Annotated in this window: 5 protein-coding genes; 2 read left to right on the top strand and 3 right to left on the bottom strand. The window is 62.0% G+C overall.

Annotated features, from left to right (window positions below; translation table 11 throughout):
• Nucleotides 1–592 precede the first annotated feature (592 nt).
• The gene (locus tag BN1129_RS21495; protein WP_042039342.1) at nt 593–3,373 is read left to right on the top strand and encodes a M16 family metallopeptidase; all 2,781 of its coding nucleotides are present in this window, start codon (nt 593–595) and stop codon (nt 3,371–3,373) included.
• Nucleotides 3,374–3,461: 88 nt separating this feature from the next.
• Here the strand turns inward: BN1129_RS21495 and BN1129_RS21490 are convergent, their stop codons facing one another.
• The 3 genes from BN1129_RS21490 to BN1129_RS21480 all read right to left on the bottom strand — a co-directional run bounded on the left by BN1129_RS21490 (nt 3,462) and on the right by BN1129_RS21480 (nt 6,877).
• A complete protein-coding gene (locus BN1129_RS21490; protein ID WP_042039341.1) occupies nt 3,462–4,625 on the bottom strand; it encodes a trans-sulfuration enzyme family protein in 1,164 nt (387 codons plus the stop codon).
• 97 nt (nt 4,626–4,722) lie between these two features.
• Nucleotides 4,723–5,793 (bottom strand): isopenicillin N synthase family dioxygenase, encoded by a 1,071-nt coding sequence (locus BN1129_RS21485; protein ID WP_042039340.1) that lies wholly within the window; start codon nt 5,791–5,793, stop codon nt 4,723–4,725.
• Nucleotides 5,794–6,229: 436 nt separating this feature from the next.
• The gene (locus BN1129_RS21480; protein WP_042039339.1) at nt 6,230–6,877 is read right to left on the bottom strand and encodes an NAD(P)-dependent oxidoreductase; all 648 of its coding nucleotides are present in this window, start codon (nt 6,875–6,877) and stop codon (nt 6,230–6,232) included.
• Nucleotides 6,878–6,978: 101 nt separating this feature from the next.
• On the opposite strand from BN1129_RS21480, the gene BN1129_RS21475 reads away from it, so the two are divergent.
• Nucleotides 6,979–7,884: a LysR family transcriptional regulator gene (locus BN1129_RS21475; protein ID WP_042039338.1), complete on the top strand. Its 906-nt coding sequence runs from the start codon at nt 6,979–6,981 to the stop codon at nt 7,882–7,884.
• Nucleotides 7,885–7,926: the final 42 nt, after the last annotated feature.

Here is a 7,926-nt window from a genome sequence, read left to right as displayed (position 1 = left end):
CAGGGGGCCGCGGCCCCCTGTTTTTTTGCCTGTTTTAGCGCTAAGAGTGTGGGCTTTCTGGTGCAATAGCAGAGTCACCCTGACCGTGCTCATGCAGAGGAATCGTCTCGTTATTTATCGAATTGATATTATTCATTTCCGGTTGCTTATTTTCTCCTGACTCAACAGTAAATAGTTATCCCAGTGATGAATGCATGCATGTGCGCCTTTTCACACCTTGAAACAGGGTAATTAATCCACGTTGGAAATAAGGCTTGTGGTGGCCATGCTGAATGCTTTTCTCTGCTCATCTCATCGCTTGTTACAAATGAAAATGCCCGCAAGATATCCCTCAGGGCCCCGATTGATTACACTTGGCGGCCTTGGCCCTGTGTGCTGCCCGTGTGCAGGCATGGCACCCATGGCGGGCAAATATTGATATAAGGTTCAGTCACCTGACGATGTGTCGCCAGCATTCTGGCCTGCCAGCATGGTTCATCTCATCATACGAATAGAGATGAATGATGGGGCGGCTGGCGAATTGGCGTGAATATGACGTAAGTGCAACAACAGAAAACAATAATAATGTTCAGGCTTGAGAATTGGGAAACACATGAGAGTCACGTGGAGTCTATTGTATTTATTCTGTGGTGTTGCCCTGGCTGGCCCTGTGCTGATCAAGGAGCAGAAGAGAGTAGCCAATCCGCTGATCGTGCCTTATCAGCAATATCGGCTGGATAACGGTCTGACGGTGATCCTGACGCAGGATCACTCGGATCCGCTGGTGCATGTGGAAGTGAATTATCGGGTCGGGCTTGCGCAAGAGGCGCCAGGTCAGTCCGGCATGGCGCATTTGTTCGAACACATGATGTTTCAGGGCTCGGCCCATGTGCGGGAGGAGGGGCATATCCGTCTGTTGCAGCAGGTGGGGGGGCGAGACATCAACGGGCTGACGACTCGGGATCAAACCCGCTATTACCAGACGGTGCCGGCCAATCAACTGGAGAAAGTACTCTGGCTGGAGTCGGATCGGATGGGGTTTCTGCTGGATGCGCTCTATCAGCAAACGTTTGACGCCAAGCGTGACGTGGTCAGGAACGAGCGAGCCGACCTGGTCGACACGCTTGCCTATGGCCGGGTGCTGGAGGTGTTGAACCGTACCCTCTATCCACCCAATCACCCCTATTTCAACACGCCGTTTGGCAGGATGGCGGATCTGGATCGCCTCACCCAGGAGGATGTGCGTCAGTTTTTCCTGCGCTGGTATGGCCCCAATAATGCCACTCTGGTGATCGGCGGTGATATCCAGCCGGCGCAAACCCTGGCCTGGGTCGAACGCTACTTCGGCGCCTTGTCGCCAGCCCCCGGTCAGGCCCGCTCTGTGCCCCGGCCTGTGGCGCTGAAAAAGAGTCGGTATCGTACCCTGACAGCCCAGGTACAGGACCCCATGCTGGTGCTGGCCTATCCGACCGTGTCGGCCCGGGACCCGGGTTTTGAAGCCCTCGATCTGCTGGCCGATCAACTGGGGGGCTCCGCCAGTGGCCTGCTGCAACAACAGTTGCAACAGAGTGGCAAGCTGGTGTTCGTGTCTGCCCGTCATGAGTGCGGCGTGCTCGCCTGCATGCTGGTGATCCAGGCTATTCCGAATCTGGATCATGGCGCCGAGCTTGAACCCATCAAGCGCGAGATTGACGGTGTCATTGCCAGACTGGCCCAGGAGGGCGTCCCCAGGGCCCGGCTCGAGCACTCTGCCAATGCCTTGCGTGCCAACCAGATTTGGTCGCTGGACAGTATGGCCGGTAAGGCGGAATTATTGGGCACGGGCCACAGTCTGTTTCAGGAACCCAATTACCTGCATCGCTATCTCGAACGGATGGCGCGGGTGACACCTGCCGAGGTAAAACGGGTCCTGGACCACTATGTACTGCACAAACCCCGGGTGGTGCTGAGCGTGGTGCCCGAGGCGCATCAAGCGTGGCAGGCCGGTCCGGTCAATTTTGTCGAACCGCCCCCCTTGCCGCGTACCCTGGTAGGGCCTCTCTTGCACTCACGCCCAGTCAAGGAGACCCTGGACCGGCGTCAGGAACCGGCCAGTGGCGGGGCGTTGCCCGTGCCACTGCCCACCTTGTGGCAAGCCAGCCTGGGGGGGCGGGTCTCCTTGCTCGGTCACTACAGCGATGAGGTGCCCGCTTTTGTCATGCGCATCAACTGGCCCGGTGGGTCTCGGGCCGAGCCAGAGGGCAAGGCCGGACTGGCTGATCTGACTGCCGGCATGCTTTCCCAGGGCAGTGAGCAGTGGCAGGCTGCCGCCATTGAGGAGCGGGCGCGTCAGCTGGGCGCCAGCCTCAGTTTTGGCTATGAGGCAGGCTACAGCCAGATCACGGTGCAGGGGATGACCTCCCACTTTGATGAGACGCTGGCGCTGGTACGGGAGTTGTTGTTGCAGCCGGCCTTGCGACCGGCAGATTTCCAGCGCCTCAAGCTCCAGACCCAGCAATGGTTGAAGCAGCAAGTGCGAGAGCCCCAGTGGCAGGCCGATCAGCAGTTTCATGCGCTGATCGACGGTTTGGCCAGGGTGCCGGATCCACAGGCACAGTGGCAATCTCTGACCCTGGATGATGTGCGCGCCTTCTATCGGTCTGTCTATCGCAGCGGGGAGGCCAAGGTGGTGGTGAGCGGGGATCTGGCGCAGGAGAAGGTGGTGAGTGCACTCTCTTTTCTGGTTGAGCCAGAGGGGCAGTCGCCCAGCCTGCGGCCCCTCGGCTTTACCGGCCAGCAGGCCAAACGGGCCATCTATCTGCTGGATAATCCCGGCGCCAGCCAGAGCCTTGTTCGCATGGGGCGCCGCGCCATGGCGAACGACGGGTTTGGTGAGCAGTTCCTGGCCGGGTTGATGAATGCCTCCCTGGCGGATCGGCTGCATATCCGCCTGCGTGAAGAGCTGGGATACACCTACTTCATCGATACCGCCTTCAGTGGCAACAGTCAGGCGGGTTATTTTCTGCTGCAAAGCAGCGTGCGCACCGAGGTGACCCGGGCCGCCCTGCAGCAGATCCTGCAAGAGCTCGACAAATACCAGCGGCAGGGCCCGACCCGACTGGAGGTGCGTACCCTGCGTGAAGGTGTGCTCAACCGTCAGGCGCTGGACTACGAGACGCTGCCGCAGGAGGTGGAGTACATGCTGCCCATCTTGCTGGCGCAGTGGCCGCAGGATTATGTGGAGCAGCGGGTACGGACTGTCAGCCAGCTGTCGACACTCACCTTGCGAGACTTGGCCCGCCGCTGGCTCGACCCCGATGACATGGTGATCCTGGTGGTGGGGGATGCCAAGGTGCTGGCTCCCGCGCTCGCCACCCTGGGTTGGCCTGTGCAGCAGCTCTCTGCCGCCCCTTGATGAGGGTGTTTTTCGGTGCTGACATCAACAGCCCGCCCCATTTTCAGGGGGCGGGCTGTTTCTTTAAGCCGTGAAAGGGGCCAGGGCATCAGGCGATGGCCAGCGCCGCCGCCAGATCGGCGATCAGATCGTCGGCATCTTCTACCCCGATGCTGAAGCGGATGAGATCGTCATTCACTCCGGCGGCGAGACGGCTCGCCTCGTCCATGGCGGCGTGGGTGGTGCTGGCCGGATGGCAAGCCAGACTCTCCAGATCGCCCAAACTCACCGCCTGCACGAACAGCTGCAGGTTGTCGAGCAGGGTGGCACAGCGGGCAAAGCCGCCTTCCAGCTCTATGCTCACCATGCCGCCAAAGCCACTGGCGAAGGCGCCGAGGGCATCGTGGCCCGGGTGGCTGACGAGGCCCGGGTAGATCACCTTCTTCACCGCCGGGTGGGCAGCCAGGAACCCGGCCACTTTCTGCGCGTTGTGCAGGTGGGCATCCATGCGCAGCGGCAGGGTCTTGACCCCGCGCTGCAGCAGGTAGGCCTCCTGCGGGCCTATGGGGGATCCTATGTGTTTGAGGGCCACGGTGCGGATGGATTTCATTAGCGCGTGGGAGCCAGCCACTACCCCGGCGATGATGTCGCCGTGGCCACCCAGATACTTGGTGCCGCTGTGCATCACGATATCGATGCCAAGCTCCAGCGGGCGCAGCAGATAGGGGGTGAGGAAGGTATTGTCACACACGCTGATGGCCCCCACCTTGCGGGCCGCCTCGACCACTACTCGCGGATCCACCACCTTGAGGGTAGGGTTGGTCAGGGTTTCGAACAATACCACCTTGGTGGCGGGGCGAATATTGGCCAGCAGATCCTGATCGCTCTCGTAGGCGGTGACTGTGATGCCGGCGCGGCTGAAGGTCTGTTTGAGAAACGCATCTGTGCCGCCGTAGAGCGGGCCGATATAGGCCACCTCATCGCCGCTGTCGGCCAGGGCATACATGATGGCGCTGACCGCTGCCATGCCGCTTGCCACCACCAGCGCTTCGTCGGCGCCCTCAAGGGCGGCCAGTTTCTGCTCCAGCTCGGCTGTGGTGGGGTTGCCAAAGCGGCTGTAGATAAAGCCGGGGGCCTGACCTGCGAAACGCTCCTTGCCCGCCTGGGCATTGAAGTAGCTGAAGGTGCTGCTCTGATAGATCGGGGTGGTGAGGGCGCCGGTCTGGGGATCGATCCGTTGGCCGCTGTGCACGCTCATGGTTTTGAATTTCATTCTATTACTCCGTCATTGCCAGGCTTGTGGCTTAACTGCTTGTGTCATCTGGATGGCGGGACGCTGCGGCATCCCACGTCTAATCGGTGTGGCAGCGTCAGGCTGGCTGCGGTTGGCGCCGCTCGCTGTTTGTCGTCTGCCCGCTTGCCGGCTGCTGGTTGGCTGAAGCCGCGGCGGTCATATAGTGGCGCGCTGCCACATCGGGGTGGGAGCGCAGCCGCCCTTTGAGCACGTTCTCCCCCACCTGATAAAAGAGCGGGTTGGCGGGGTCGCTCTCGGGCCCTTGTGCCTGCGCCGCCAGCTCGGGGGAGAGGGTGAGCAGGGGCACGGTGGCATCGAGCCGCGCCGCCATAAAGAAGGCGCAGGAGAGGCGCGAGACGCCGGGCGGCGGGCTCACCACCCGATGCAGGGTCGCCTTGAGATAGCCGTTGGAGGCAAGCTCCAGCAACTCGCCGATGTTGACCACCAGGGCACCCGGCAGGGGCGGGACCGGGATCCAGCCGGTGGCAGTCTCCACTTCCAGCCCTGAGTGATGGTCCTGCATCACCAGGGTCAGGTAGCCGGGATCCTTGTGGGCGCCGACCCCCTGACTGCTGCCGCCCGCCTCTTGCCCCGGGTAGTGGATCAGCTTCATGTGCTGGTAGGGGGCGCCGCGAATGCTCCCCTCGAACACCCCTTGCGGCTGTTCCAGCACCTCGGCAAAGGCGGCGAGCAGGGTGAGGGTGATGTCGCTCAGCCGTTTCTGCCAGGCCAGCAACTGCGTTTTCATCTCGGGCAGGGCGGCGGGCCACTGGTTGGGGCCTATCAGCCGCTGCCAGGGGGAGTGGATATGGTCTGCATCGAGCGCACTGGCTTCATTCATAATGTCGAACTGCTCGCGCCGGTCCGGCCGCTGGCGGGTGAGCTCGGCACCCACCCGGTTGTAACCGCGAAAATGGGGAGAGAGCACCATCTGCACCGCGCGTTTTTCCGGCTCCGGCAGGGCGAAAAAGCGGGCCGCCAGTGCCAGGGTCTCTGTCTGCTGCGCCTCGCTCAGGCCATGGCCTGTCAGATAAAAAAAGCCAATTTCGCGGGCCGCTCGGCCAAGCTGGACCAGCATCTGACGACGAGTGTCAGGGGCGCCTTCGAGTGCGGCGAGATCGATGATCGGCAGTGGTGAATGTGCCATGTGCACCTCCTCATTCTCTGAGCGCCGGGCTGTTTTCCGGCCACTCAGTGCAAAAACGACAGCGCGTCGATCGGTGGTGAGCCACCGGGCCGATCGGTAAAGATGGCGCCATTTGGATTGAGGGTGATGCTACTGTTCGGTGTTATAAGACGGAAACAACAAATTATTCTTAGTTATATACAAAAATCGAAATAGAATTCGACACTCATTCGGGTGGGTGTTTATTGAGCGGTCTATGGGGCCTGGTACCGACAGTCCCACCAGCGCAGCGGGCATCCGGCTATTGCGAGAACAAGCGTCTGGCTGGCATAGCGGTCACTGGCGGGAGTGGGCCGGGCTATCGGGGACGGGAAGCAAGCAGGGAGGCTGATGCCTCCCTGCTTGTTATGTGCGTTGAGCGGGGATCAGGCAAAGGCCTGCTCCCCGCGTTACCTACTCAGTAGCCCAGGGTAAAGCGCTGGCGCAGGTGGGCCGGTTTTTCCACCTCGTTCAGCACGCCATCGGCCAGATCGCCGACAGAGATCCCGGCAGGTTTGTCGCCGCTGAACAGCACCTGATCGCCACCGAGGTGATAGCCACCGCGCTTGTCGCCGGGTTCGAGGAACACGGGCGGGGAGACGAAACGCCAGTCGAGGGTGGTTTCATGGCGCAGGGCGGTGAGACAGTCGCGGGCCGCCAGGGCGCCCTGCTTCCACTCGGCCGGGAAGTCCGGGGTATCCACCAGTTGTACGCCGGGGGCGATTTCCAGACTGCCGGCACCACCGACCACCAGCAACCAGCTGTGGGCTGCTTTGGCTGCTTTGGCTGCCGCGACTATGGCCTTGGCGCCTTTGAGGTACTGGTCGTAGATGTCCGGTGCACTCCAGCCCGGGTTGTAGGCGCTGATCACCCGGTCGTGCCCCTTGAGCACCTCGGCCAGTGCCTGTGGGTTCTGGGCATCTACCGCCACGGCGGTGACCTGCGGGTGGGCGGCGACTTTGCTGACATCGCGGACGATGGCGGTGACACTGTGGCCACGGCTGACGGCTTCATTGAGGATGGCTGTACCGACAAAACCGCTGGCACCGATCAGGGCAATTTTCATGGGGGATTCTCCTTCACTGTTGGAATGAGGCTATCCTACGCCGTCGAATGTGATTTAATAATCGACTATAAAATGGATTTACTTGTAAGCTGGATTTAACAATGGAACAGCTCAAACGTTACGCCATCTTCGCCGCCGTGGTGGAGGCGGGCAGCATGACGGGCGCCGCCAAGGCCCTGGGCATGACTCCCTCCGCCGTCAGCCAGCATATCAGCCAGCTGGAGAGCCTGCTTGGCCTCCCCCTGCTGCACCGCTCCACCCGTCGTCTCAACCTGACCGAGGCGGGGGAAGTGGTGTGGCAGGGATGCCAGTCGTTGCAACAGACATTGAACCAGACCGAGCTGCGCCTTTCCGAGGTACGCGACAGCCTGCTCGGCGAGGTGCGGATCACGGCGCCCGTGGGGATGGCGGGCCAGCCGCTGGCGCGGGCCTTGTCGCCGCTGTTGCAGGCCCATCCCGGCCTGTGCATCCAGATCATCGCCGACGACGAGAAGCGGGATCTCATCGCCGAGCGCATTGACGTGGCGCTGCGGGTCGGCACCCTGTCCGACTCCACCCTGGTGGCGCGCAAGCTGGGCCAGACCCGGATGCTGCTCTGTGCCTCACCCGCCTATCTGGCCCGCAAGGGGACACCGCGTAGCCCGGCAGATCTGCTGGAACACGACTGGCTGGCGGCGGACATGCTGAGCGGGGGCCTGACCTTCTTCGACGACAAGGGGCAGGGCCACAAGGTCAAACCCAAGCCCAGGGTGGTGTGCAACAACGTCTTGCCGCTGCGCCAGTTCACGCTGGTGGGGCAGGGGGTCTCGCTGCAACCTGAGGGGGAAATCGCCGAGGATCTCGCCCAGGGTCGGCTGCTGGAGCTGCTGCCGGGCTTTCGGGTGCCGCCCATGGAGATCCACGCTATTACTCCCCAGCGGGAGATCCCGGAGAAGGTGCGACGGGTGATCACGGCCCTGCGCAGCCACTTCGCCGAGCCGTTGGGGGCTGTGCCGGCGCGCCCCTGAGCCGGGTGACTGGCAGGGGGCGCGCCATCTCGTCTTGACTTG

It is taken from the genome of Aeromonas popoffii, assembly GCF_000820025.1.
Taxonomy (GTDB): domain Bacteria; phylum Pseudomonadota; class Gammaproteobacteria; order Enterobacterales; family Aeromonadaceae; genus Aeromonas; species Aeromonas popoffii.
Note: the sequence above shows the minus strand (reverse complement) of the source record. Positions and strands in the feature narration are given on the sequence as shown.

Bases quoted from the DNA above. Each gene is read 5' to 3' on its own strand.
- BN1129_RS21475 (WP_042039338.1), top strand. From the start codon at position 6,979: ATGGAACAGCTCAAACGTTACGCCATCTTCGCCGCCGTGGTGGAGGCG.
- BN1129_RS21480 (WP_042039339.1), bottom strand. From the start codon at position 6,877: ATGAAAATTGCCCTGATCGGTGCCAGCGGTTTTGTCGGTACAGCCATC.
- BN1129_RS21485 (WP_042039340.1), bottom strand. From the start codon at position 5,793: ATGGCACATTCACCACTGCCGATCATCGATCTCGCCGCACTCGAAGGC.
- BN1129_RS21490 (WP_042039341.1), bottom strand. From the start codon at position 4,625: ATGAAATTCAAAACCATGAGCGTGCACAGCGGCCAACGGATCGATCCC.
- BN1129_RS21495 (WP_042039342.1), top strand. From the start codon at position 593: ATGAGAGTCACGTGGAGTCTATTGTATTTATTCTGTGGTGTTGCCCTG.